Origin of the sequence: Leucobacter salsicius M1-8, from assembly GCF_000350525.1 — a bacterium.
GTDB lineage: Bacteria > Actinomycetota > Actinomycetes > Actinomycetales > Microbacteriaceae > Leucobacter > Leucobacter salsicius.
On the sequence record NZ_AOCN01000022.1, the window covers coordinates 383771 to 408011 of the forward strand.

Here is a 24241-nt window from a genome sequence, read left to right on the forward strand (position 1 = left end):
GCGAACAGCGGTGACACATGTGTGTTTGGGTCGTAGCCTGTAGATGCATGAGCATTGAGTTCTCGGACGGCGCTGCAGCCGCATGCGCCACCTCAATGCGGCAGTGAGGAAATGCAATGAAGGCTGTTCGGTTTACTGCATGGAAGACTTTCCCCACCATCGAGGAGGTTGCGCGCCCAAAGCCCGGCCCCGGAGAAGTGCTCCTCAAGATCGCTGGCGCGGGAGCGTGCCACTCGGACGTAGCAATCTTTGAACAGTTCGATGAGAACATGGGCGCTCAGCTGGCCCCGAGCTATACCCTCGGCCATGAGAACTCGGGCTGGGTCGAAGAACTGGGCGAGGGCGTCACCGGGATTGAGCTGGGCGACGCCTACCTGTCCTATGGTCCCATTGGCTGCGGGCAGTGCCCTGCATGCTCGCGCGGTCAGGATACCTACTGCCACAACGCTGCGCAGCAGCCCTACCTGGCTACCGGCCTGGGCCGTGACGGCGGCATGGCCGAGTACATGACGGTGCCCGCGCGCAACCTGGTGCCGCTTGGCGACGCGGATCCAGTGGCCGCTGCCCCGCTCTCAGACGCGGGCCTGACGCCCTACCACGCGATCAAGCTGTCGCTGCCCAAGCTCGCGGGCGGCGGCAAGACCGCGCTGGTTATTGGCCTCGGGGGTCTCGGCCAGATGGCCGTACAGATTCTCACGGCGATCACGGGGGCGAAGGTCTACGCGACAGACATGAAGCCCGAGGCGATGGCCGAGGCTGAGCGTGCAGGCGCGATCACGGTGGCCAGCGGTGACGACCAGGTAGCTCGCATCCGCGAGCTCACCGGTGGACAGGGTGTGGACGCGGTCTTCGACTTCGTCGGTATCAGCCCGACGATCAAGCTCGCGCAGCAGGTCGTGCGTCGCCAGGGCCGCATCACAGTCGTTGGAGTTGCGGGTGGACCCACGAGCTGGGACTTCTTCTCGAATCCCTACGAGGCTGAGCTCACCAACACCTACTGGGGCACTATCGAAGAGTTGTACGAAGTCGTCGCGCTGTACCGCGCAGGTAAGCTCAGCCCGAACGTGACCAGGTACACCATGGACCAGGCGCTCGATGCCTACCGTGACCTCCACGACGGCAAGCTCAGCGGCCGCGCGGTCGTCACCCCGCACGCGTAGGCGGCACGCACCCTGCCTCGGCGTCTTACCGAATGTAGACGTCGAGGTGGTTGCCGAAGGTGCCGCGGTCGTAGATCTTGCCCTGGTGGCCAAACGGGGTGTCAAAGACCGTGCCCTTCGGGTGCGATCCGGCGAGCACAATGAAGCCGTCCTCGTCAGCGACGAAGCCGCCCTCATTGACGTGCCGGCCGGGAATCTCCAGGCCCGGGCCGGGCAGCACCTGCTGGCTGTAGAACGTGAAGCGATAGCCGCTCCAGTTCACGACGCCACTGAAGAGAAACTCCTCGAGTGAGAAGAGCGCTGCAGTGGCGCCTTTGGTCACGAGAGGCGAGGCCTTGCCGCCGACTTCGATGCCCTCGACGTCGGTGGCTACGAGAGAGACGTCACCCGCAGCCTGGCTCTGCAGCTGTTGATCCGGCCCGGCCGTGAGGGGACTGCCGTCGAGCGCAAACGCACTCGAAATGGAGAACGGCGCCAGCGCGGCGGTGCCGAGAAACACGGCCACCGCCGCGACTGCCCCGACCGCGCGAACGCGCACCCAGGGCGAGGCCCCGTGGGTACCGGGGGAGACTGACATGCTCTGCACCATTCTTCGTAGTGACGTCTCGCGACGTTGAGGGTAAATCTATCGCTGCGGACTAGCCGCGCAGCCGCTGGACCCAGGCCTCAACGGCGTCTGCGTCGCGCGGAATATCTTCCGAGAGATTATCGCAGCCGTCGGCGGTCACGACAATGTCGTCCTCGATACGCACGCCGATGCCACGGTATTCGACGGGAACGGTGAGGTCGTCGGGCTGGAAGTACAGGCCGGGCTCGATTGTGAAGACCATGCCTGCTTCGAGCTTGCCGTCGAGGTACATGTCACGACGGGCCTGGGCGCAGTCGTGCACGTCCATGCCGAGGTGGTGGCTCGTGCCGTGCACCATGTAGCGGCGGTAGTACGCGGTGTTGTCATCCTCGGGGAGGAACCCCCACTCGCGAGTCTTGCGTGCAATCACGGCCATCGCTGCCTCATGCACATCGCCGAACCGGATCCCGGGGCGCACGATCGCACGCGCGGCATCTGCTGCTTCGAGCACCGCGTCATAGACGCGTCGCTGCACCTCGGAGAAGGTGCCTGAAACGGGGATCGTGCGCGTGATGTCTGCGGTATAGAGGCTATCCATCTCGACGCCGGCATCGACCAACAGCAGGTCGCCCTCAAGTACGGGGCCGTTGTTGTGGATCCAGTGCAGCGTGCAGGCGTGCGGGCCTGAGGCGGCGATGGTCTCGTAGCCGACCGTATTGCCGTCGAGTCGTGCACGCTGGTTGAAGACGCCCTCGACGATGCGCTCACCGCGCGGGTGCGCGCTCGCACGCGGCAGGGCGGCCAGGATCTCGTCGAAGCCGGTTGCCGTCGCGTTGACCGCGGCCTGCATCTCTGCGAGCTCGTACGTGTCCTTGACGAGACGTAGCTCAGACGTCGCGCGGGCGAGGCTGGTGTGCTCTAGTGTGAGATCTGCGTCGTTCGCCGCAAAATCTGCGAGCGGGGCCGTGCGCACACCGAGGGCGGCCGACACCTGCGCCAGTGACGGGCGGGCACCGATCCAGAACTCACCAATCTCGGGGTTCGCGAAGAACTCGTCGCTGTCACGGCCCGCGCGCTCACGGAAGTAGAGGGTCGCCTCGTGCGTGGCGGTCTCAGACTCGATCGGGTCGAGCACGAGCACGGCGCCGGGCTCCGAGTCGGACCCCCACCCGGTCAGGTGCGCGAAGGCGCTGTGGGCGCGGTACTGGTAAAACGTGTCGTTTGATCGCTGCTTCATAGCGCCAGCAGCGATCACGAGGCGCTCACCAACGAACTGTGCTCCGAGGGCGGTGCGGCGGTTGGCCGCGAAGGGAGCTGCCGCGTGCAGGTCGGGGGTCTCCTCTGGGCGGTCGGCCCAGTGCTGCGAGACATAGGAGTTGAAGAGATCTGAATCGGGGGTCGTGCTGCGGTTACTGTTGTCGATCTCCACCTCGTGGGTGGACTGCGCGCTCTCGGTCATGCCTGCCATTGTCTCATTCGAGGCTGAGCCCACCATAGAATGGCGGGATGGCGCTTCCCTTGGCCGATGTCGGCTATGACTTGCACACGCACTCGGCGTTCTCGGACGGCACGACGAGCCCTACCCAGATCGCCGCGGAGGCGGCAGCGGTCGGGCTACTCGGGTTTGCGCTCACCGATCACGACACGATTAATGGGTGGGGCGAGGCCCGGGCCGGCGCCGCGCAGCACGGCGTATCGTTTCTGCCCGGGATCGAGATCACCACGAAGCACCGTGGGCACTCGCGACACCTGCTCGGCTACGGGATGAACCCGGCGCACGGCGAGCTGTTCACCGCCCTCACGCAGGTGCGCGATGCGCGGCTGGTACGCGTCAAGGAAATGGTGCGACGCGTGTCGGTCGACTACGCGATCACGCTTGAGGACGTCGTTGGAACGGGCGATGTCGCCACCGTGGGGCGCCCCCACATCGCAGACGCCCTCGTCGTCAAGGGCTATTTCGTCGACCGGTCGACGGCCTTCGAGCAGGTGCTGCACCCGGGTTCGCCCTATTACCTCGGCACCTACGCGATCGAGACCGGCGAAGCGATCCGGCTTGTCCGTGCGGCAGAGGGTGTTTCGGTGCTCGCGCACCCCGCCGCGTTTCGGCAGCGAGCCGCGACCTCGGTCGCGCATCTCGCCGAGCTTGCGGCAGCGGGGCTGTGGGGCATCGAGCTGGCGCACCCTGAGAACCGCGGGGACTGGCTTCCGCCACTCACGGCCGCGGCGGCCGAGCTGGGGCTCGAAGTCACCGGATCGAGCGACTATCACGGGGATGGCAAGCCAAACCGTCTGGGTGAGCATCGCACCGGTGTCGAGGTCGTGGAGCGCTTGCGGGCAATCGTCGCAACACCGCACTAAAACACGTCTGCCTACCGCCGAATCGGCGGTGGGTAGAGGATACTTCGGTGACCTGCACCCGTACCGGCATGCCGAGATCGACTGCAAACCCCACAGCATGGTTCACAGCTTGGCTCGAGGCTTTGGCCTGCTGAGGGAACTCGGGCAATTGTTGAAGTCTCTTGTTTGCGGCATTGAAGGGGCGTATGGTTTGACCAAAACTTGCTTACTCTGAGCGGCGGTACTTCCGGAGCGCGACGCTGGGATGCGACTCCAAATACGACCGTTCACAGTCATGGGCTTGCGGGGGATGAACCTCGGGCTGCCTTCCCAGCTCATGGGTACTGAAAGGCAAAGTTCAATGAACATTCACAAGCCCTTGCGGCTAATAGCAATTTTGGCGGTGGCTGCCGGACTCTCCCTCGTCGGCACACCCGCGTTCGCGGCACCCGGTGGAGGAGCGTATACCTGCAACGGTGGCGAGATTCCGTCAGGCACGTATTCGAGCATGACGGTGAACGGCCCCTGCAGCGTTGGCTCCGGGGCCACGATCACGGTGAAAGGTAGTGTCACGGTCAACAACGGCGCAATGCTCGATGCACAGAGTGCTCCGTCAACTATCACGGTCGGAAACCATGTCACCGCCGGACCCGGGTCATTCCTAGGACTCGGATGTCAACCAATGTCTATGACTGGCAATTCGGCACACCCGTGTCTCACTGATCCCGAAGGCTACTCTACGGTGCGCGTGGGCGGACACATCACTGCGAACAATGCCGCAACTGTCCTGATCAACGGGGTGAGCATCAATGGTCATATCTCGCTCCAGGGTGGTGGCGGTGTGATCCCGTGGTCGGTGAAGAACAACGATGTACGCGGAAACGTCACGGTGACCGGTCAAGCTGGCGAGTGGGTTGGTGTGCTCTTCAACCACATCGGCGGCCACCTGACGGTTACGAATATCGCGCTGAGCGACCCGCACCCCGATGCCGGTGGTGTGTACATTGTCCGCAACGAAGTGGGCAAGAATCTCACCTGTACAGGCCTCACCAACCTGGGCACACCTGCCGTCGCCGCATACGGCAACCAGGTGGCGAGAAAGACCTTTGGTCAGTGCGTCGCCTAGCTGCAGTTCATTGAGAGGCTGCGAACACTCGCGGTAGATGACGTCAGCCCACCGACCCCAATACCGGGATCGGTGGGCTGACGTCATCTCGGTGACCTAGGCGTCGGCTGCTGCCTGCGCGGGAGCTTCGCTCGTCTGCGCTGCTGACTCGCTGCCGGGCGCTGCACCGTTGTCGCCGCTGGTGCGGCGACGGCGACGGCGGCGACGGGTGCTCGACGCGCCGTCCTCCGTCTTCTCCGCCGACTTCAGTGAGCCGTCGAACGGTGCGCCGGGCTCGCCGCCGCCGTCGAGGTCGTGGCCGTGCTGCTCGTGGCCGTGTGCTTCGTGGCGGCCGCGTCCCTGCGGGTTTGCGCTGCGGGTGCGCCGACGCGTGCGTCCCTCCCCCGAGGTCTCGCCCTCGGCACGGTTCTCGCGGTTGCCGCGCCCGCCCTCTGAGCGGGTGCCCGAGCGCTCGCTTGCGCGGCGTGCCGGGGCGTTCTCCTTCACGGGGGTTGCCTTGAGGCGGCCCTTTGACCCCTCGGGGATGTTCAGGTCGGTGAACAGGTGCGGTGACGACGAGTAGGTCTCGACGGGCTCGGGCACACCGAACTCGAGCGCCTTATTGATGAGCGCCCACTTGTGCATGTCTTCCCAGTCGACAAACGTGACCGCGATGCCGGTGCGGCCAGCGCGGCCGGTGCGGCCCACGCGGTGCAGGTACGTCTTCTCCTCGTCGGGAACTGTGTGGTTGATCACATGGGTGACATCGTCGACGTCGATGCCGCGGGCGGCAACATCGGTGGCGATCAGGATCTCTTTCTTGCCCGCCTTGAACGCCGCCATGGCGCGCTCGCGCTGATCCTGGTTCAGGTCGCCGTGCACGCCAGCAGTGCTGAAGCCACGATCGTTCAGCTCTTCCTGGAGCTTCGCCGCAGCCCGCTTGGTGCGCATGAAGATCACGGTCTTGCCGCGGCCCTCCGCCTGCAGGATCCGGCCGATGACCTCGTCCTTGTCAAGCGAGTGCGCGCGATAGATGATGTGCTCAATGTTTGCCTGTGCGAGGCCCTCGTCGGGGTCGGTCGCGCGAATGTGCACGGGGTTCGACATGAAGCGGCGCGCGAGCGTCACGATCGTGCCCGGCATGGTGGCCGAGAACAGCATTGTGTGGCGCACCTCGGGCACCTTCGAGAACAGCTTCTCGATGTCGGGGAGGAACCCGAGGTCGAGCATCTTGTCGGCCTCATCGAGCACCATCTCGCGCACGTTTGAGAGATCGAGCAGGCGCTGGCTGGCGAGGTCAAGCAGACGGCCGGGGGTGCCGACGACGACCTGAGCGCCGGCCTTCAGCTGCTCGATCTGGCCCTCGTAGGCCTTGCCGCCGTAGATGGGGACGACGGTAGCGGCACGGCCTACGGCCGCCAGCTCGAGGTCCTCGTAAACCTGCACCGCGAGCTCGCGGGTCGGCACAACGATGAGTGCCTGCACGCCGGGCTCGGGGTTGGCGCCAATGCGCTGCAGCAGCGGAAGACCGAAACCAAAGGTCTTGCCGGTGCCGGTCTTGGCCTGGCCGATAATGTCTTGACCCTGGATCGCGAGCGGAATCGTCTGCTCCTGGATCGGGAAGGCCTCGGTGATGCCCTTGGCGGCCAGCTGGTCGACCATATCCTGGTCGACGCCAAGTTCGAGAAAAGTCGTCACGTGTGCGTCCTTGTCGGTGTGCGGTGCTGCGCACGCAATACTCAAGGCGCAGCTGCGGGGCTCCTGCGGCACCCGCGGTGAATACGTACCTGGCCAGTCTATTCCAGCGATTCGTGCTTACGACGCTAAACTGGCGGGGTGTTTGAATGGATCCGAGGCCTGCGCAGGCAGTCAGCCCCCGCCCGCAAGTTGCGCTCCCGTGGGGACGGTGGCGATGCTGAACGCGTTGAGCTCGCCGAGTTTGCGCCGGGGATCCTGCCATTCCTGGGCATGACCGCGTACCTACAGCTCGAGCTGTACGAAGCGGCAACCCGCGCGGTGTCTGGCGCCCCGACGCTGGAAGCCAAAAATGTGCTCGCAAACGTGGCCGGCCAGACTCTTGCGAAATACCAGCGGCTCACGCAAGAGATTCGAGACCGCGGGCACGAGCCGCACACGCTGATGGCGCCGTACGCCAGCGTGATCGACTCGTATATCGAACGCATCGAGACGAGCGACTGGCACCAGCACGTGCTGTCGCTGTACCTCGTGGGCGGCCTGTTCGATGACTTTTTTGCGAGCCTCGCCACTGGACTCAAAGACGGCTTTCGTGCCGAGGCGATCTCCATTCTGCAGAGCGAGACCGGCCGCGGCGAGGTCAAGGCACTGCTCGAGGGCGAGCTTGAGGCGGACCCCGCGCTTGGCAGCTGGCTTGCGATCTGGGGCCGCCGCCTGGTGGGGGACACCCTGCTCGTATCGCGCGCGGTGTTGACCCTGAGCGAACGGCGCGAGTTCGATGCGAGCGAGGTTGAGCCAGTGTTTACCGAGCTCATCGCCGACCATATTCGGCGCATGGACGCGCTCGGCCTCACCGCCTAACCCGCGCCCCTGCACGCCATGCCACAGCATATTTCTCTTCACACCACCGGCGAACTGCCCGAACAGACTCCGCAGTGTGACTACTTCGAGCGCGGGGTCTGCCGGTCGTGCACCCTCATCGAGACACCATACGCGCGTCAACTCGCCGACAAGGAGGCGCGCTGCCGCGGCCTGCTGCACGACGTGCCCGAGGCTGCCTGGCTGCCCAGCGTGGCGGGCGGGGTGCGCGGGTTTCGCAACAAGGCCAAACTCGTGGTGGGTGGCGAGCCCGGGCGGGTGACCCTCGGCATCCTAGGCCCGGATCAGCGAGGCGTTGATCTACGCGAGTGCCTGATTCAGTCGCCCGAGATTCACGCCGCGATTCCCGCCATCGGGCAGCTGCTCGAGGAATCGCAGCTCGCACCCTACGACGTGCCCGCACGTCGGGGCGAGCTCAAGTTCGTGCACGTCACGTCATCGCCCGACGGGCAGCTAATGCTGCGGTTCGTGGTGCGCAGCGCGCGCTCCGCCGACCGCATCGCGCAGCTCACCGACCGGCTGATGGAGCTGGTGCCCAACATTGAGGCTGCCTCGGTCAACCTGCTGCCAGAGCACAAGGCAGTGCTCGAAGGGGACGAGGAGCGCGCTCTCATCGGGTCGTCGCTCACGATGCGGCTCGGTGCAATCTCCCTGCACCTGCTGCCACGCAGCTTCTTTCAGACGAACACCCCGGTGGCGCGGGCGCTGTACGCCCAGGCCGCTGAGTGGGTTGCCGAGGCCGCCCCGCGCTCGCTGTGGGACCTCTACTGCGGAGTCGGTGGGTTCGCGCTGCACTGCGCCCCGGCACTGAGATCCGGATCCGGAGCGAGCTCACCAACCACCCCCGCGCCCGAACGCGGCGTTGAAAACAGCGGCGTCGAGATCACCGGCGTCGAGATCACCGGCGTCGAAATCAGCGAGGCCGCCGTGGCCTCGGCCGAGCGCAGCGCGCGGGAGGCGGGCCTCGACGCGCGGTTCGTTGCGGCCGATGCGACCGCGTTTGCGCTCTCGGCGACCGAGGTGCCCGAGCTCGTGATTGTGAACCCGCCGCGTCGTGGGATCGGCGCAGACCTTGCGGGGTGGCTCGAAGCGTCGAATGTCGACCGCGTGATCTATTCGAGTTGCAACCCCGAATCCCTCGCTCGCGATCTTGCCGCGATGCCGAGCTTTGCAGTGCAGAGCGCGCGTGTATTCGACATGTTTCCGCACACCAATCACCTCGAGGTGATGGTGCTGCTCGAACGGCACTAGCCGCGCTCGGGGATTCGGCGCGCGAAAAGTGCGAAGATGAATCCGTGAACATCGTTTTGGGAGTGACCGGCGGCATTGCCGCGTACAAGGCAGTGCTGCTCGCGAGGCTGCTCGTAGAGGACGGGCACGACGTGCATGTCGTGCCGACCGCGGACGCGCTCCGGTTCGTGGGCAAGCCCACCTGGGAAGCGATTAGCCGTCACCCCGTGACCACTTCGGTGCACGAGGACGTACCCGAGGTGCGGCACGTGGCGCTCGGTCAGCGAGCCGACCTCGTGATCGTCGCGCCCGCGACCGCCAACACGATCGCGCGCATGACCGCGGGCCTCGCTGACGACCTGCTCGGCACGACGCTGCTCGCGACCCGGGCGCCCGTGCTGATCGCGCCCGCGATGCACACCGAGATGTGGCAGCACCCCGCGACCCAAGACAACATCGCGATCCTGCGTTCCCGCGGCGTGCACCTGGTGGGGCCCGACAGCGGCCGGCTTACCGGAGACGACTCGGGCCCAGGCCGCATGAGCGCGCCCGAGGAGATCGCGGCACGTGCGTTCGCGCTGCTGGGCGAGATCTCGGGCGCCGAGGGCGACGCGAGCGCGACGCCCGGTGTTGATCCGGATCCCGTTGCCGCGGCGGGCCCCGATGCTACCGAGGCTGCTCAGGCCGACAGCCTTGTTGCCGAGGGCGTTGAGCCGGAGGCGCTCGACGCGGATGGCGCTGGGGCCACGGGCGAGACGGCGGCCTTGCCGCCTGCCCCCGCAGTCGCGGCAGCGTGGTTTGCGCAGGAGCCGGGCGAGCCGTTGCCCGCGCAGGATCTTCTGGGCGTGCGCATGCTGGTGACCGCGGGTGGCACGCGGGAGCCGATTGATCCGGTGCGTTACCTGGGTAACCGATCGAGCGGGCGGCAGGGTGCCGCGGTCGCCGCGGCCGCCGCGCTGCGCGGTGCGAAGGTCGTGCTGCTGGCCGCCAATATTGATGAATCGGTGCTCGCCCCCGTGCGTGACCTCGCGGGCGTACGCATCGTGCCCGTCGGCACAGCGGCCGAGCTCGAGGAGGCCGCACGGGCCGCGGCCGCGGGAGCGCAGGCCATCGTGATGGCGGCGGCGGTGGCCGACTATCGGGTCGCGCAGCAGTCCGACCACAAGATTCGCAAGGAAGATGCGCCCGGTGAGGCGCCGACACTCACGCTCGTTGAGAACCCCGACATTCTCGTGGGCCTCGTGCGCGAGCGCGTTGCGGACCAGATCATCGTGGGCTTTGCTGCCGAGACGGTGGAAAGCGATGAGGAACTGCTTGAACGCGGGCTGCGCAAGCTCGCGCGCAAGGGCGTCGACCTGCTGGCGGTCAACGCCGTCGGCTGGGAGGCCGGGTTCGAATCGGCCGAGAATGCGCTGATGGTGCTCGACGCGGATGGTCACGTCGTGACTCGGTCCTCGGGCAGCAAGCGGCGGGTCGCCGATCGGTTGCTCGACGCGGTGCGCGAGGAACTGCGCGAGCTGTAGCGGGTACGTTCACGCCCCAGAAACGACTGAACCCACCACCCCGCGAAACCTAGTGGTTCACGGGGCGGTGGGTTCGCTGTCGATCGCTGAGCGTCAGACCATTGCCGGCGTCAGCGTTGCGCCAAATTTAGCTGATGAAGCCGACCTTGCGAGTCGTCTCGCCGCCGAGCTCGACGTACGCAATGGAGCGCGTGGCGATCAGAAACTGGTTGCCCTTGGCGTCCGTCAACGCGACCAGCGGAGCATCGCCTGAGATGGCCTCCTCGACGAGCTTGCGCACGTCTGCAGCTGCCTGGTCGGTCTCGAGGGTGAGCTCACGGGGGGAATCCTTGATGCCGATGCGAACTTCCACGGTGCCTCCTTGAATGCGGTGGCGCGAGGCCACGGGTGCCCGGCAGATGCCTGGGCGTGAATACCTGTCTTGAGTCTAGGGGCGATGGGCTTGGTCGCGCTGAAGCGAAGTGCCTCGTTCGCCCTGAGCGCAGCCGAACGATGCCGCGCCCGGCGATGTCGGACGCCGCCAGTAGGCTGTGGCCATGATCGATTTCGACGATTCGCAGCGTGCCGTACTCGCGCTCGACCCGGGGCTGCATGCCAGCGTGCTGGGGGCGCCGGGCAGCGGAAAAACGGCCACCCTCGTCGAGGCCCACGTGCGTGCGCTGGGTCTGTCGGGGTGGGGCGAGGAAGACGTACTGTCGCTCGCCCCAAACAGGCTCAGCGCGGCCGCCCTGCGGCAGCAGATCGAAGCCCGCGCCGACGTCGCAATGGGAGGCACCGCAGCGCGCACGGCGACCTCGCTGGCGTTCTCCATTCTTGCCCGCGGGGCTGCACTCCACAGTCAAGAAGCCCCGCGACTCCTCACCGGAACGGTGCAAGACGAGGCGATTGCGCAGCTGCTCGAGGGTGACTCGGGGGCGGGGGTCGCCAGCGTCGGCGTGTTCCCGCCCGAGGTACTCGTGGGTCCGACGTTTCGCGGGGAGCTGCGCGAGCTGTGGCGGGTGAGTGACGACTACGCCCGAGGTCGAGCCGAGCTCGCGAGCGAGGTGCGGGCGGCGGCGGCTGAAGCGGTGCGCGACGCCCAAACCTTGGCTCCAGATCGGGGCCTTGCCGAGCGCTGGGCGGCCGGGCTTGAGGTGATCGATGTGGTGGCGCAGAAGCTGGCGGTCGAACGACCGGGGGAGTTCACGTCGAGTGCGCTGCTGCGGGCGGCCGCCGCGCTTGTGCTCGCCGAGGGAGGCATCGACGCGTCCGCACGGATGCGTCTGCCGCGTCTCATTTTGGTGGACGATGCGCAAGAGATCGGAGAAGGGTCCCTCGCCCTTGTTGCGGCCTGCGCTGCGCGCGGCAGCACGGTGTGGGCGTTTGGTGACCCCGATGTCTCGACGGCTGCATTTCAGGGTGAGGCGAGCGAGCTTGCAGTGCATCCCGAGCGCGAGCTGGTGCGCCGGGGTGGCAGCGGCGCCGCGCGCGAGCGTGAGCAGCGGGTTGTACTGGTGCAGTCCCATAGGCAGCGCGGTGCGCTGCGCGAGCTGGTGCGCGACCTGAGTGGTCGTGTCGGCGCGCGCGGGGCGGGGGCACAGCGCGCGGCTATTGGGATCGCTGGGGCTGCTGCGGCAGTCGGGGCCGATGTGGATGCCGATGCCGCCGAGACGATAGCGTCGCGCCAGCAGGGGCCCACTCGGGATACACCGCGACTGCGCTTCACCCTTGCGGAGTCGGTCACCGACCAGCTGGGCATCGTGGCCCATCAGCTGCGCTCGCGCAGACTCGGGCTCGACGGCGGCGACCCGCTCGACTGGGGCGACATGGCAGTGATCTGCCGCAGTCGTGGCGAAGCGATTCGCACGTCCCGTGCGCTGGCCCTGCACCAGGTGCCCACGGCGCTTGCCGCGGGTGGCATTGTGCTGCGGGAACACCAACTGGTGCGCGACCTCGTCACGCTGCTGCGGCACGCCCTCGGGTACGAGCAGCTCGGAGCAGCCGACGTGCTCGACATCGTGAGCGGCCCCATCGGTGGGCTCGACCCAGTCGCCAGGCGTCGGTTGCGTCGCGAACTGCTCATCAGCGAGCGGCGGGCAGCCGCCGCGGCTGGGCGGGACCCGGTACCCATCGAGGAGCGGGTGTTTCAAGCCTTTGGCACACCCGGATCAGAGCCGGTGGTCGACAGCGCGGGCGGCCGGGCGTTGCGCAAGATCGGGCTTGTAGCCGAGGCCGGGGCTCGGGTGCGGTTGGCCGGTGGCACCGCCCGCGAGACCCTCTGGGCCGTGTGGGACCGCACGAAGCTCGCCGACAAGCTCCAGGCTGAGGCACTGGACGGCAGGCCGGCGCGGGCCGACGAGGCCAACCGGGCCCTTGACGCCGCGATGGGGCTGTTCTTTGCGTTGCAGCGACACGAGGAAAACGACAGCGCACAGCCCATCGCCGAGCTCCTCACCGACCTCATGGAGAACACGCTTCCCGAGGACTCGCTGGCACGTCAGTCTGACCGGCAGATGGTAACCGTGACGACCCCACAGGGGGCGATCGGGCGTGAGTTTGCGGCCGTCGCGGTGCTCGGGCTGCAAGACGGCAGCTGGCCCAACCTGCGGGCCCGAGGCATGCTGCTCGGGGCGACCGCACTCGAACGGTGGCTTCGGGGCGGCCAGGCGAGCACGCCGTCACGCCGGGACACGATCCATGACGAACTGCGGCTGCTGACGCTGAGTTGCAGCCGTGCGAGTGACGACCTCCTCGTCGTGGCTGTCGCCGACGACGAACAGCACCCCTCAGCATTCTTTCGCTTCGGCGAGGCGCATCGCTGCGACGGGTTGCCGAGCTCCCGACTCACACTGCGCGGAGCCACCGCAGAGATGCGACGGGAGCTCGTGCAAGATCCGACCAACACGGTGGCCATGCACACCCTCGCGGCGCTCGCCGCTGAAGGCCTTCCGGGGGCACACCCTGACACCTGGTATGGGGTGCGCGGCCCTAGTACTCAGCGCCCACTCATCGACCTTGCGGGTGACCCCGAGGCGCTGGTGCCCGTGAGCCCGTCGCAGCTAGAGCGCGCCGAAGAATGCCCATTGAACTGGGCCGTCGCGGCCCTCGGCGGAGGCCGCAGTAACCTGCAGGCCAACATCGGCACGCTCGTGCACCACGCCTTTGAGACGGTCAACGAGCCCGACCCTGCCAAGCTGCTCGACGCGGTGATGACGCAGTGGTCCAAACTGCAGTTTGACACCGACTGGGAATCTCAGCGCTCCGAGCGCACCGCGCAATCGATGGTCGAGGGGCTCGCGGGCTACCTCCGGGAATTCGAGGGGTCGCAGCGCGAGCTTCTCGGACAGGAAGCCCGCTTTCGGGCGACGATCGAACGCGCGCTGCTGCGGGGCACGGCCGACAGGTTGGAAGGGCGCACGCTCGAGGACGGTCGACTTGAAGTGACGGTGCTCGATCTGAAGACGGGGCGCACCGTTCCAACCGCGAATGAAACCGCCGAACACGCTCAGTTGCAGGCGTACCAGCTTGGCGTTGAACTCGGATCATTCGTGCTCGATACCCCCGAGGGCGAGACGCCGCCCGAGACCGTGACGGGCGGGGCACGGCTACTGTTCGTGCACCCCGACGCCACCAAGAAGAACGAGTTCGTTGAACGTGCGCAGGCACCCAGCAGCGAAGACATGAGGGAGTCATTCATGCACCGAGTCGCCGCGGCCGCTCAGGTGATGGCCGCCGGGGATTTCGTTGCCCGAGTCGAACACCACTGCTCTGATCAGTACAAACCGGGGGACTGCCACCTCCACATCATTCCGGCGGTGAGTCGAGCATGACCGCTTACGAATCGGTGACCGAGCAGCGTGGCGTCGTGTTTAGTGCCGAGCGCATCGCCGAACTCCTGACCGTGCCGCCGAACACGCCGTTGACACCCACCACCGAGCAGCAGGCGGTCATCGAACACCCCCTCGCCGGCACCGCGCTTGTCGTGGCCGGGGCCGGCAGCGGCAAGACCGAGACGATGGCAAACCGTGTCGTCTGGCTGGTGGCCAACGGCCTCGTGGCCCCCGATGAGGTGCTCGGGCTGACGTTCACGCGCAAGGCGGCGGGAGAGCTGCGCGAACGCATCGCGGGCAGACTCGCCACCTTTGCCGAACGGCTCACGGACGCGTCCGAGCGCGGCCTGCTCAGCGAACCCGAGCAGGCGCGTGCCACCGAAGTAGTCGCACTGCTGACCGACGGACTCGAGCTGCCCGACGTGAGCACCTACAACGCGTTTGCCGCGGCCGTACTGCAGGAGTTCGGGGTGGCCGCCGGGGTAGCCCCCGGTGCAGCGATCATCGACGAGGCCACGGCTTGGGGGCTCGCGCGCTCGATTGTGCGCGACAGCCGCGACCCCGAACTCGTAACAAGCGACCTGTCGATCGCCAAACTCGTGGGACACATCCTGCAGCTCGACCACTCGGTGGCCGACAACCTCACCTCGTTTGACCGTGTCGACCAGGTGGTAACCGAGTTCGGCCGCGTGGCACAGCTGCCGTACAACGAGAAAGAGCGCCAATCCGGGGCGACCGGCAAACTCTATGCGCCCGTGCGCGACGCGCTGCGAGCCCTCGAGGAGACCCCACTCATCACGCGGCTCGCCCGCGCGTACTCCGAAGAAAAACAGGGGCGCGGCCTGCTCGAATTCTCGGACCAGCTGGCGTTGGCGACCCGCACCATTGAACGCTCCGCCGAAGCGGTGAGCAGCATTCGGCGGCGATACCGTGCGGTGCTTCTCGACGAGGTGCAAGACACCTCGGTGGGGCAGACCCGGTTCCTGTCGCGCATCTTCGCGGGCATGCCGGTGATGGCCGTCGGCGACCCGCACCAGTCGATCTACGGATGGCGCGGTGCGTCGGCCGAGGGCCTGTCATCGTTCCACCAGGACTTCGGCGGACTGGGCGTGCCCGCGGACACGCTCTCCCTCTCGACGAGCTGGCGGAACCCGGTCAGCGTGCTCGCCGCAGCCAACGCGATTTCGGCACCGCTCGCAGCAGAATCCGCGGTCGAGGTGCCTCGACTCGAATCGAGAGCCGGCGCGGCAGCGGGCTCCCTCGACTGGCGGTTCCCCGAGACTGTGCACGAAGAACGCCTCGAACTCGCGGCGTGGATGCGCGACGCGAGAAAAGCTCATCTCGCCGAACACGGCAAGCCCCCAACGGCAGCCGTCGTGTTTCGCACGCGGTCACACATGGCGGCCTTCTCTGCGGCCCTCACCGATGCAGGCGTGCCCAACCGGATCGTGGGGTTGGGCGGCCTGCTGACCACCCCTGAGGTCACCGACATTGTGAGCGTGCTGCGCTGCGTTTGGTACGCCGACGCCAGCAGCGAGCTCATCCGGGTGCTGACTGGCCCCAGATTTCAGGTGGGTGCAGCCGACCTTGCCGGCCTGCGAGACGCGGCCCGTTGGTTCGGCGATCGCGATGTGACCCAGCAGCCGCTCGATGATCGGGACCGCGAGGCCGACCGGGTGCTGCCAGACCCCGACCGCGCATTCACTCTCGTGGACGCCCTCGATCAGCTCGCACGCATGAAGCCCGGGCGGCACCGCGCATTCGCGGGGGTGAGCGACGCGGGCCTCGAGCGACTGCGCGAGGCCGGCCAGATGCTGGCGGAGCTTCGCCTGGGCGTCGGTGGCAGCATCACCGAGCTCATCACCGAAACGGTGTATGCCCTGCGCCTCGACATCGAACTCGACGCCAACGAGACGCGGGCGACCGCCGGCAAGTCTGCGGCACACGCCAACATCGACTCGTTCGTACAGTTGGTCGACCAGTTCCTGTCCATTGACGGCGCGGCCACCCTCGCCTCGCTGCTCGAATGGATCGAACGGGCGACCGAGGCAGACGAGGTCGCCGAACACGTCGCCGCTCCATCGCCCGACACCGTTCACCTCATCACGGCGCACGGGTCCAAGGGCTTGGAATGGGATCTCGTGGCAGTGCCACGGCTCGTCGCAGGCGAGTTTCCCGGGCAAGCCCGAAGCGGCAACGGCTGGCTGCGCACCGGCCAGATCCCCGATGAGCTGCGCGGCGACGCTGCTGCCAGGCCCGCACTGAACTGGCGCATCTCGGAGACCCAACAGGAGCTCAAGGAGCGCATCGCCGAATACGCGCAGGCGCTCAAGGACCGGCACGCGCAGGAAGAACGCCGACTGGCCTACGTCGCGGTCACGCGCTCCGCCTCCCGGCTGCTCGTCACCGGATCATTCTGGGGCGGCCAGACCCGCGCACGCGTCCCCTCCGAGTTTCTGCTGGAATTGCAGGAACAGGGCCTGGTCTCGGGCCTCCCCGAGGCAAGCGCCCACGAAAGCGATCCGAGCGAGCGCGAAGAATTGACCCTCACCTGGCCGCTCGACCCGCTCGGGGCGCGCGGCGCGGCCGTCTTCGCAGCCGCCGATGTGCTGCGGGCCCGGCTCGACGTGGCGGCCGTCGACGATGAGGGCGCTGATAAAGACGCCTCGTTCATTGACCCGACGGTGCGGCTGCTGCTCGCCGAGCGCCACACGCGGCAGGGCGACGCCGAAGTGCCGCTCCCAGCCCGCATTACCGCGTCGACGTTCCACGAGTTCGTCGATGATCCCGTGACCGCTGAACGGACGCGGCTTAGGCCGGTGCCGCAGCGGCCCTTCCGGCGCACCCGCGTCGGCAACCGGTTTCACGAGTGGGTCGAACGTCGGGCGACGACCGCTCGCGGCACGGCCCTCACCCTCGCGGGGTTTGAACCACGTGGGTCCGAGGAGATCGCCCAGATCGATCCGGATCAGCAGGTGGGCCAGGGAGAAAACCTGGGCCAAGACGCCGCCGAGCTACAGCGCCTCATTGACCAGTTTGAACGTTCACGGTGGGCGGCACGGCAACCGATCTCAGTCGAGCAGGAAGTCGTGCTTCCGTTCGCGGGGCGCTCGCTGGTTTGCAAGCTCGACGCCGTGTTCGAAGAGATCGGGGCGGACGGGGCGCCACGGTTCGAAGTAGTCGATTGGAAGTCGGGCCGTGCGCCCGCCACCGACGAGGAACGTGAGAGCAGGTTCTTCCAGCTCGACCTATACCGGCACGCCTACGCACAGTGGGCGGGCATTGCGCCCGAGCGCATCGACGTTACCCTGTTCTATGTAGCAGAGGGAATCGAGCTGCGCGGCGACACCCCGCGCAGCCTCGCCAAACTCGAACAGCTTTGGCGAGAAGCTGCCGAACGCAGATTCCCGGACGCGAGCTGATGCGGCAGGGCCGTTGAATCGACCCTGCCGTTGAAGCGGCGCTGCCGGGCGCGCTAGCGCGTTGAAGCGTCGGGATCCCTGGGCGAAGGCGAGGTTGCGTCTCGAAGCGCCTGCGGGTCGAGGACGTCGGTCGTCAACACATCGGTCGCGAGTGCGTCGGATGTCTCCTCGCTTGGGGTGCCGTCCGTGTTATCGGTGCCGTCTGCAGCGTCTGTGTCGACAGCCTCGCGCTCGTCAGCCGGAGTCTCACGGAAATCGTTGTCGACGCCAAACATGCGATCCTCGTCGAGGGCCTCATACGCTGCGGTGTCCGACAAGAAATCGATCACCTCAGGGGTCTCACTCAGAATCAACTCAGCCTCATCGGCAGACAGCGGCGCACGGCTGCGGGCCTTTGCGAGCGCCGAGGTGAGGGTGTGCCCGCCGCTGACGAGGCGATCAAGCATGGCGACCGCGTCATCGATGATCTCCTGATCGTGAGTGTCCACACCCTGCAGCAGCCAACGAGCTACCTCGAGCTCGTGATAGAGCGCGATCCGGGAGCTGAGCTTCGCGAGGACACCGGGGTTGTGCAGATCCGCATACCGCTCCAGCACAGCGTCGAGCACTGCCGGGCTCGCGCCCAGCAGCCAGAAGAAGTCGAGCGCGGGGTCGTCGACGGCGAGGCCTGACCAGCCCAGCACACCGGTGATCCGGTCGTCTTCGACCCGCAGCTGCTCCTCGCTGAGCGTGCCATGCACCATGGTTGGCGCGAAGTCCCACAGCGACGCATCCTCAACGACGCTGAGCCACCGGCGACGCACGATCTCGGGGACCAGGCGGGTCTGTTCAGCGCGATCAATCGTGCGTGTGGCAGCGAGCCTCGCGTCGTTGGCCGAGCGAATGGGCAGCCCGCCCTGCTGCGCGACGCTGAGGGGGAGTGAATGAATCGACGCGATCACCTGCGCGATCGAATCGATGAGCAGCGCGTCATCGTGCAGGTCGGTGATGTCAAAGGACGTGCCAGCAAGGTGGGTGGTCACCACGGCACGAGTTTGACCGGCGCGGGTGATCCCGCGCGACTCAGGAACGGCGAACGAAAGCTGTGATCGCGGCCCCTCGGTGAGGGCCGCGAGTCCGAGCAATTCACCCCGCTGCGTAGCCTCGGCGGCCTCCGTACGGGGTACCCGCACGAGCAGCTCGGCATCCGCGCTCACGATGACCGCTGCAGCGTAATCGGAGCTTTGCCCGAGCGAACGCGCACCAAACACGGTGAGGTCTGGAACCGCGGAGGTGGCAAGCGCGGCTAAAGTGAGAGGGATGCTGGCCATGTACACAGCGTAGGCATCCGCACGCGTGACCGGGCTGCGCCACGCGCAGGGAGGAAAATCGATGAACCAGGCTGTACCACCGCTCGCGCAGGGAACCCTCGACCGGGACGCTCCTACCAGGCTCGGTGAGACGCTCCTTGCCGAGGCCTGGCATGACCCCCGGGCACGGCTGCTCAGGGTGCGCGGTGCGGAGATTCCCATTGCGGCTGAGACTCGGTTGGCGCTCGTCGAGACAACTGGAGACTGGACACCCGTCGCGGCGGATGGCGCGGTGGGGCACGTCTTCCTGGGACGCATCGATGGTACGCCCGTCTTTGCGTGCGCCGCCGCGCCCGGCGAAGCACCAGAAAGCATGCCAAACGCAGATTTCCAGTGGCGGCCGACCTTCGAAATCGCCGTGCGCCTGGACGAATCGGAACGCGAGCTGGTGGCGGCGGCCTCGGCGCTGCTGCGATGGCATGAGTCGGCAGAGTTTTCGGGTGCCGATGGCAGCCGCACCCGGCCCATTCAGGGCGGTTGGGCACGCCTGGACGACCACGGCCGCGAGCTGTTTCCACGCACCGATCCCGCGGTGATCGTGCTGATCGAACACGACGGTCGCGTGCTGCTGGGATCGAACGCGCTGTGGGAGACGGGACGATTCTCACTGCTGGCCGGCTTTGTTGAGGCGGGGGAGTCACTCGAACAGGCCGCCCGGCGAGAGGTATTCGAAGAATCGGGCGTCAGGCTCGGCGACGTGAACTACGTGGCCTCGCAGCCGTGGCCGTTTCCGCGCTCACTCATGCTCGGTTTTCATGCGTTCCTCGCCCCCGGCCAAGACCCCGAGGCGCTCGACGCCGACCCCGATGAGATCTCAGAGTTGCGCTGGTTCAGCCGCGACGAACTGCTCACCCCACCGCCCGGCATCCTGCTGCCCGGCCCGTTGTCGATCGCACGGTGGATGCTCGACCGGTGGTGTGAGGCGGGCGAATGAGCGGCGACGCCGACCCGATCCTTTCGGGGCTCGACCCCGACCAGCGCGAAATCGCAGAGGCACTCCGCGGCCCGGTCGTCGTACTCGCGGGTGCGGGTACGGGCAAGACCCGAGCCATTACGCACCGTATTGCGCACGGCGTGCGCACTGGCGTCTACGCGCCTGATCGTGTGCTTGCGGTGACCTTTACGCGCAAGGCGGCGGGCGAGCTGCAGGGTCGCCTGCGCGCGCTCGGAGCCGATGGAGTGCGAGCCCAGACCTTCCACGGCGCGGCGCTCGCTCAGCTGGGGCACTTCTGGCCTGACATCGTGGGCGGTTCAGCCCCGCAGATCGTCCCCGGCAAATCGGCCGCCCTGTCGCAGGTGCTCGAGTCCATGAAGCTGCGGGCGAGCGGTGAAACGGTGCGAGACCTTGCCTCTGAAGTTGAGTGGCGCAAGACTTCGATGCTGAGCATCGACGACTACGCAGCGCGGCTCGAGGCCAGGCCGCTGCCGCAGGGGCTCACCCACGAACAGGTGATGGACGTGCAGCGCGGTTACACGGCGCTGCTTGAGGAACGTCGGCAAATCGACTTCGAGGATGTGCTCGTGCTCATGACGGGCATGCTCGAGGCGGAGCCTCGGGTGGCACTGCAGGTGCGCGAGCGGTATCGCTTCTTCACCGTCGATGAGTATCAAGACGTTTCGCCGCTGCAGCACGCGCTGCTCTCAACGTGGCTCGGCAATCGAGATGACCTGTGCGTCGTTGGCGATGCGAGCCAGACGATTTACTCGTTCGCCGGGGCATCCAGCTCCTACCTGCTGAAGTTTGGAGCGGAGTATCCGCACGCCAGACAGATCAAGCTCGAGCGCAACTATCGCTCGACCGAGCCGGTGGTGCGTCTCGCGAACCGACTAATGCGTGATCGGCCGGGAGCGCTGACCCTGCGCGCGTTCCGCGAGCCCGACCCTGCCGCGTCTGGCCTGTCAAAGCAGGACGCGCAGGCCCCGTCGTTCGAGTGGTTTGCCTCGGAGGGTGACGAGGCTGCGGCTGTGGCGGCCTCGGTGCGTGAGGCGGTCGCCTCGGGTACCGAGCCGTCGAACATCGCCGTGCTGTACCGCACCAATGCCCAGTCCGCGCGCTTTGAACAGGCGCTCCAACTCGCCGGCATCAACACGCGGGTGCACGGCGCGCAGCGGTTCTTCGACCGCGCCGACGTGCGTCAGGCAGTGATGCTCATTCGGGGCGAGGCGAAGGTGGGCGACACCAGGCCGCTGTTTCAGATCGTCAGCGACGTGCTGCGTGCGAGCGGCTGGACCGCCCGTGCACCCGAGGGGGCGGCCGCTCGAGACAAGTGGGAGGCCCTCGCTGCGGTGCTCTCGCTCGTGGACGAAATGCCCGAGGGAGCCGGCATCAAGGAGTTCAGTGAGGAGCTCATTGCACGCCAGCGTACCCAGCACGAACCCACCCTCCAGGCGGTCACGCTCAGCGCGATCCACGCGGCGAAGGGTCTCGAGTGGTCGCTCGTGCACGTCGTGGGCCTGAGCGAAGGGGTGCTGCCCATCGCTCACGCCGTCGACGAGGAAGCCATTGACGAGGAGCGACGGCTCACCTACGTGGCGTTCACTCGCGCACGAGACTCGCTGCGGCTCTCGGGGGTAGCGGGAGGCGCGCGCGGCCGCCGGGTGCCCTCACGATTCCTCGCTGAGGCGGGCATCGCGGTCTGACTACTCCGGTCGCCCGGCTCACCGCCCGGCTCACCCGAGAGCGCACGCGCACTCGGGGTGCGGGGCGACCGTTTCAAATCGAGGCGGCGAGAGCACCCGACCGCAGCTCGTGGGGATCACGATGCGGGTGTTGTGGGCGCGGGGCCCGCCGTCGAGCCAATCCCGGATGAGCGTTGCCGCATATCCCACCGCTACACCGGCAGAATCGATGGTTTCACTCGGCGGCACGGTATTGGCCAGTTGGGCCGCAAGTACCGGGTATGCCGGGTCGGAGGCGACGAGAGTGAGCGCAACACAGGCGTGGCACGGGGCACCGGGAGACACGACGATGGGGCCCACATGCACCGCCGTGTCGGTGAATCGCAACAGCAGGTGTGGTACTCCCGCCATAAGCCAGCGCTGGGCGCGCTCGAGCGGCCCCAGGAACCGATCGACCAGGATCACGAGCTCGGGTTGATGCTGCTCATCCTCACGCTCGAGGCGACACAGGCCGGTGCCCGCGATGGCCTCCACGAGTCCCGGAACGGGGCGGCCGGTGTCGCACACAGCGATGCTGAGGGTGTCAGCACCCGTTCCAGCACCCGTGCCAGCACCTGTGCCGGCCCCCGTACGAGGCTGGGTCAGTTCCCGTGTGGCTGGCTCGGCCGCGACAAGAGTTGAGGAGAGGGCCGCGAAGACGCCCTCGGCCTCGCGCGAAGAGATGCCGACGACGCGGGCGAATTCGCTGAGGCGATCCGGATCGATGCCGCGCAGCATCGCGTACAGCAGCCGCTGCACACCCGGGGAAGGGTCATGAAGTCGCGCGTGCGCGGCTTCAAACCCGACTCGCAGCGTCTCATGGTCTTCCCAGCAGAGGGGGAGATTGGGATTGATCTTGAGCCGCACCATACGACGAGTATGCGTGGGAACGCCGTCCTGTGCGGGTTATCCACAGGCAAGCGCCGAAACTCGCGGATACCGCGAATTTCGGCGCACTGTGGACGAAGCTCGAGAGCTGAGCAGCTACTCCGGCTTCGGGCCCTCACCGGGATCAGAATCAGGATCGGAGTCAGCGTCGGCATCGTGCGGCGGCATTTCGCCGTCCAGCAGACGAGCGAGCGCCTCATCGAACTCGTCGGCCTGGTGCTCGGGGGATTCGCCCGCGAGCCCGAGCCGCTCGAGCAGCCGTGCCGGGTGGTCGAGCTCCTCGCTCGTCGGCAGCAAGTCGGGGTGCGCCCACAGCCCATCGCGCATCGAAACGGACCCGCGTTCAGCGACGAGTCGCCAGAGTGCCGCCGCCTCACGCAGTCGCCTGGGGCGCAGCTCAAGGCCCACGAGTGAGGAGAACGCGTGCTCGGCAGGCCCACCGGTGGCGCGGCGCCTACGCACCATCTCGGCAATGGCCTCCGCCCCGGGAATGCGCTTGGCCGCATCGGCGGTGACGACATCAACCCAGCCCTCGATGAGCGCGAGCATGGTCTCGAGGCGCGCATGCGCTGCCTCCTGCGCCTCGGTCTTGGGCGGGATCAGTGCGCCGCCCGCAATCAGATCCTGAATCTGCTCGGGGCGTTCCGGATCAAGATCCTGCGCAAACTCCTGGATGCGATCGGTGTCGATGCTGATGCCGCGGGCGTAGTCCTTGATCGCCGAGAGGACGTGGAGCCGCAGCCACTTGGTGTGCCGAAACAAGCGCGCGTGTGCAAGCTCGCGCAGCGCGAGGTACAGCATGACCGTGTCGAGCGACTGGTCGAGCCCCTCGGCGAACTTCGCGGCGCCGGCGGGCAGGATGGCGCCACCCTCGCGGCCCGGGCCTTCGAACAACGGGATTCCCACATCGCCCGCTGAGACAACCTCGCCCGAGAGCTTGCCGATGATCGTGCCCAGCTGCACGGCAAACAGAGCGCCGCCCACACTGCGCAGCATTGGGGTCGCCCCGCGCAGGGCGTCGCCAAACTCCTCGGGCATCTGCTGGTCAAGCGCACTCATCAGTGCGCCGGTGATGGACTCGGCGACGGGCTCGGCGAGCGCCACCCAAGTGTCAATGGTCTGCTGCACCCACTCGATGCGGCCGATCGCGCGTGGCGCGTCGGGGGTGGGGCCCAGGTCAGTGACCTCATCGAGCCAGAGCGCGGCGACGGGAAAGGCGCGCAGCGCGGGGGCCGGGTCGACCGCGGGCGTGCCGTCGCTGGCCACCTCGATCGCGGTGCGTCGCGTCACTGACCAATCGATGCCGTCGCTCGGATGCTGCATCGCGCCCTGCAGTGTACTGAAGAGATTTTGCAGCGTGGCCGGATCGATCGGAATGCCGGCGGCCTTCGCGAACTGCTCGGCGTCGGCCGGGCCCTGAGCCGGTCCATTGCCTGAGAACATGTCGCGCAGGAGACGCTGCAGCTCTTCGAAGTCGGGGGTGTCGCCAGAGTTGTCTGGCCTGTTCGTGTCGCCAGTACCCATGTCTGAACTCCTTCGGATCGGTGCAACTTTAACGGTACGGCACACGGCCAGAAACTGCCTGCTAGATTGGCGAGCGGTTGCCCAGATGCGTTCC

At 67.0% G+C, this 24241-nt stretch carries 17 protein-coding genes; 10 read left to right on the plus strand and 7 right to left on the minus strand.

The features are described from left to right. The first annotated feature begins 116 nt into the window (after positions 1–116). Positions 117–1160, plus strand: a complete 1044-nt coding sequence (locus tag C795_RS0110880) for an NAD(P)-dependent alcohol dehydrogenase (protein ID WP_017793793.1) — start codon at positions 117–119, stop codon at positions 1158–1160. 25 nt (positions 1161–1185) lie between these two features. Here C795_RS0110880 and C795_RS16655 read toward each other — a convergent pair whose 3' ends face one another. Both C795_RS16655 and C795_RS0110890 read right to left on the minus strand, forming a co-directional pair. Then, a complete protein-coding gene (locus C795_RS16655; protein ID WP_157487073.1) occupies positions 1186–1737 on the minus strand; it encodes a hypothetical protein in 552 nt (183 codons plus the stop codon). A gap of 61 nt (positions 1738–1798) precedes the next feature. Continuing rightward, positions 1799–3187, minus strand: coding sequence for an aminopeptidase P family protein (locus tag C795_RS0110890; protein ID WP_033349663.1), 1389 nt, complete (start codon positions 3185–3187; stop codon positions 1799–1801). 47 nt (positions 3188–3234) lie between these two features. Here C795_RS0110890 and C795_RS0110895 point away from each other — a divergent pair, with 47 nt between their 5' ends. Both C795_RS0110895 and C795_RS0110900 read left to right on the plus strand, forming a co-directional pair. Beyond that, entirely contained in the window at positions 3235–4086 is an 852-nt protein-coding gene (locus C795_RS0110895) for a PHP domain-containing protein (protein ID WP_017793796.1), read from the plus strand. Positions 4087–4813: 727 nt separating this feature from the next. Further along, complete coding sequence (locus tag C795_RS0110900; RefSeq protein WP_157487074.1) at positions 4814–5191, plus strand: hypothetical protein; 378 nt, start codon at positions 4814–4816, stop codon at positions 5189–5191. Between the two features lie 96 nt (positions 5192–5287). On the opposite strand, the gene C795_RS15870 is transcribed toward C795_RS0110900, so the two are convergent. Then, positions 5288–6868 (minus strand): DEAD/DEAH box helicase, encoded by a 1581-nt coding sequence (locus C795_RS15870; protein WP_017793798.1) that lies wholly within the window; start codon positions 6866–6868, stop codon positions 5288–5290. 138 nt (positions 6869–7006) lie between these two features. Between C795_RS15870 and C795_RS0110910 the strand changes: the two genes are divergently transcribed. Genes C795_RS0110910 through C795_RS0110920 form a run of 3 tightly spaced genes read left to right on the plus strand, consistent with a single transcriptional unit; the run spans position 7007 to position 10497 of the window. Then, a complete protein-coding gene (locus C795_RS0110910; protein WP_017793799.1) occupies positions 7007–7726 on the plus strand; it encodes a ferritin-like fold-containing protein in 720 nt (239 codons plus the stop codon). Positions 7727–7744: 18 nt separating this feature from the next. Continuing rightward, on the plus strand, positions 7745–8995 hold the full coding sequence (locus C795_RS0110915; RefSeq protein ID WP_017793800.1) for a methyltransferase domain-containing protein: 1251 nt from the start codon (positions 7745–7747) through the stop codon (positions 8993–8995). Positions 8996–9039: 44 nt separating this feature from the next. Then, a complete protein-coding gene (locus tag C795_RS0110920; RefSeq protein ID WP_026139622.1) occupies positions 9040–10497 on the plus strand; it encodes a bifunctional phosphopantothenoylcysteine decarboxylase/phosphopantothenate synthase in 1458 nt (485 codons plus the stop codon). Positions 10498–10624: 127 nt separating this feature from the next. On the opposite strand, the gene C795_RS0110925 is transcribed toward C795_RS0110920, so the two are convergent. Further along, positions 10625–10849, minus strand: a complete 225-nt coding sequence (locus tag C795_RS0110925; protein ID WP_017793802.1) for a DUF3107 domain-containing protein — start codon at positions 10847–10849, stop codon at positions 10625–10627. 184 nt (positions 10850–11033) lie between these two features. On the opposite strand from C795_RS0110925, the gene C795_RS0110930 reads away from it, so the two are divergent. Together C795_RS0110930 and C795_RS0110935 are read left to right on the plus strand one after the other, a co-directional pair. Further along, a complete protein-coding gene (locus C795_RS0110930) occupies positions 11034–14306 on the plus strand; it encodes a PD-(D/E)XK nuclease family protein (protein ID WP_017793803.1) in 3273 nt (1090 codons plus the stop codon). Continuing rightward, complete coding sequence (locus C795_RS0110935; RefSeq protein WP_017793804.1) at positions 14303–17728, plus strand: ATP-dependent DNA helicase; 3426 nt, start codon at positions 14303–14305, stop codon at positions 17726–17728. Before C795_RS0110930 ends, C795_RS0110935 begins: the two co-directional genes overlap by 4 nt. A gap of 53 nt (positions 17729–17781) precedes the next feature. On the opposite strand, the gene C795_RS15875 is transcribed toward C795_RS0110935, so the two are convergent. Then, on the minus strand, positions 17782–19038 hold the full coding sequence (locus C795_RS15875; protein WP_017793805.1) for a phosphotransferase: 1257 nt from the start codon (positions 19036–19038) through the stop codon (positions 17782–17784). Positions 19039–19099: 61 nt separating this feature from the next. Here C795_RS15875 and nudC point away from each other — a divergent pair, with 61 nt between their 5' ends. Both nudC and C795_RS0110950 read left to right on the plus strand, forming a co-directional pair. Next, positions 19100–20011 carry an NAD(+) diphosphatase gene (gene nudC / locus C795_RS0110945; RefSeq protein WP_017793806.1) on the plus strand — a complete coding sequence of 304 codons (912 nt, stop codon included), beginning with the start codon at positions 19100–19102 and terminating at the stop codon, positions 20009–20011. Next, positions 20008–21717, plus strand: coding sequence for an ATP-dependent helicase (locus C795_RS0110950; RefSeq protein ID WP_017793807.1), 1710 nt, complete (start codon positions 20008–20010; stop codon positions 21715–21717). Before nudC ends, C795_RS0110950 begins: the two co-directional genes overlap by 4 nt. A gap of 30 nt (positions 21718–21747) precedes the next feature. Here the strand turns inward: C795_RS0110950 and C795_RS0110955 are convergent, their stop codons facing one another. Beyond that, positions 21748–22605 carry a hypothetical protein gene (locus C795_RS0110955; RefSeq protein ID WP_017793808.1) on the minus strand — a complete coding sequence of 286 codons (858 nt, stop codon included), beginning with the start codon at positions 22603–22605 and terminating at the stop codon, positions 21748–21750. Positions 22606–22719: 114 nt separating this feature from the next. Then, positions 22720–24147, minus strand: a complete 1428-nt coding sequence (locus C795_RS0110960) for a zinc-dependent metalloprotease (protein ID WP_017793809.1) — start codon at positions 24145–24147, stop codon at positions 22720–22722. Between the last annotated feature and the right edge of the window lie 94 nt (positions 24148–24241).